This window comes from Arenibacter arenosicollis (assembly GCF_014397245.1).
GTDB lineage: Bacteria > Bacteroidota > Bacteroidia > Flavobacteriales > Flavobacteriaceae > Arenibacter > Arenibacter arenosicollis.
Genome location: NZ_JACLHY010000057.1, coordinates 1 through 1,365, shown reverse-complemented (window position 1 = coordinate 1,365; position 1,365 = coordinate 1). Strand labels below are relative to the sequence as shown.

Sequence of the window (1,365 nt, the reverse complement as noted above, 5' to 3'; positions counted from 1 at the left end):
TGTCTAGTCCTGAAATAGCGTTACACAAAAAGAAAGTGTAATGAACAAATCAGAACAGATGTACATCAAGCGTACCCAAAAGGACTACTCAATGTCGTTCAAACTTAAAGTGGTCAACGAAATAGAGAACGGAGAACTTACGGCCACCCAGGCCGTAAAGCGGTATGGAATCCAGGCCAGGTCAACGGTAACAAGTTGGATGCGAAAATATGGTAACTTTGATTGGCACAACAAAACACCATATACCATGTCCAAAACACCCGAACAACGTCTTTTGGAACTCGAACAGGAGAACCGGCTTTTGAAAAAGCAGAAAAGGACACTGGAGAAACAGGTCGAACAGGCGGACAAGAAGGCCATTATCTTTGATATGATGATCGATCTCGCCGAGAAGGAGTACAATATCCCTATACGAAAAAACTCCTCGCCCGAGTAATAGATACCTTTAGAGAAGAACATCAAGAGAGCCTCACGGCCACCTGTAGGTTACTCGGGAGAAGCAGACAGGTCTATTATAGAAGAATCAGGTCGCACCGGGAATATCGGCAAAAGGCCACTGCCGTGGTGGCCATGGTAAATACGGTCCGCATGGAACAACCGCGCATAGGCACAAGAAAACTATACCATTTATTGAAGGAAGACCTTAAGCGGATCAACGTAGGAAGGGACAGGCTGTTCGCCATACTCAGGGCCAACCATATGCTGGTCCGGCCAAAAAGAAGCTATCACATTACAACGGACTCGCACCACAGGTTCAGAAAGCACGGCAATACGGTCAAAGGCCTATCTATCCATCGTCCCGAACAGGTCTGGGTCTCGGATATAACCTATGTGGGAAACAGGAAGAACCCGATGTACCTGGCATTGGTCACGGATGCCTATTCAAAGAAAATAGTGGGCTACGATCTTTCCGACAGTTTGAGCCTGCCCGGAAGTTATAGAGCCTTAAAGATGGCCAGCAATGGGAGAACAACGGAACATCCCCTGATACACCACTCGGACAGGGGATTACAGTACTGCAGTGACGGGTACCAGGCCCTTCTTGCCAAGAACAAAATCAAAAGTAGTATGACCGAAGCTTATGACCCCTATGAAAATGCGGTAGCGGAGAGGGTCAATGGAATACTAAAACAGGAGTTTTTGCTCTCCTCTGACAATCTTGACCTGAAAACCATGAAAAGGCTAGTTAGCAATAGCGTCCGGATATACAACAATAAGAGACCCCATTATTCCTGTCATTACTTAACACCACAACAGATGCACGGCCAACAAGAGATAACAATGAGAACATATAAATCACAAAAGCTCAACGGCACTATGGCCGTTGAGCTTAATTAACTATTTTTAATCCTATAAACCGTAACG

2 protein-coding genes are annotated in these 1,365 nt (G+C 45.7%); both read left to right on the top strand.

The window, feature by feature from the left end:
- The first annotated feature begins 40 nt into the window (after positions 1-40).
- Positions 41-436, top strand: a complete 396-nt coding sequence (locus H4O18_RS22625; protein ID WP_425489145.1) for a helix-turn-helix domain-containing protein — start codon at positions 41-43, stop codon at positions 434-436.
- On the top strand, positions 436-1,338 hold the full coding sequence (locus tag H4O18_RS22045; protein ID WP_187588632.1) for an IS3 family transposase: 903 nt from the start codon (positions 436-438) through the stop codon (positions 1,336-1,338). The genes H4O18_RS22625 and H4O18_RS22045 overlap by 1 nt, the downstream gene beginning before the upstream one ends.
- Positions 1,339-1,365 lie beyond the last annotated feature (27 nt).

Excerpts from the sequence above, each read along its gene's own strand:
- H4O18_RS22625 (WP_425489145.1), top strand. The coding sequence starts at position 41 with ATGAACAAATCAGAACAGATGTACATCAAGCGTACCCAAAAGGACTAC.